The organism is Vibrio sp. 704, assembly GCF_033339295.1.
This window is the reverse complement of sequence record NZ_JAWOUH010001051.1, coordinates 1-509: the sequence shown is the minus strand read 5'-3', so window position 1 is coordinate 509 and position 509 is coordinate 1. Positions and strand designations below refer to the sequence as shown.

Here is a 509-nt window from a genome sequence, read left to right as displayed (position 1 = left end):
CTACTCTTTCAGCGCAGCAGTTTGAGCAATTGCTTTCAGCTACCAGCCTATCAGATAAAGAGCTGCGTGTTGCTCTACTTCCTTTTGCCGCTGCATATTCTTACGCTCCCATTTCTGAGTTCTATGTTGGTGCAATTGTTCGCGGCTTGTCTGGCCGTCTGTACTTTGGTGCAAACATGGAGTTCTTTGGTGTTCAGTTAGGCCAAACTGTTCACGCAGAACAATCTGCAATTAGCCACGCTTGGATGAAAGGCGAACACGGTGTCAAAGACATCACCATCAACTTTAGCCCTTGTGGTCACTGCCGCCAGTTTATGAACGAACTGTCGACTGCTAAAGAGTTGAAAGTTCAGCTACCTGAGCGCGACGAAAAGTCATTACATGAATACTTACCAGAAGCTTTTGGTCCAGCAGACCTTGGTATTGAATCTGGTTTGATGGCAGAAGTGAAACACCAATTTGTGTGTGATGATGAAGACGCATTGATTCAACAAGCCGTCGAAGCGATG

General features: G+C 46.2%; 1 protein-coding gene. It reads left to right on the top strand.

What is annotated here, in order from left to right; genetic code table 11:
- A partial coding sequence (gene cdd, locus R7R24_RS30595) for a cytidine deaminase (protein WP_318120701.1) occupies nt 1–509 on the top strand: 509 nt, incomplete at both ends.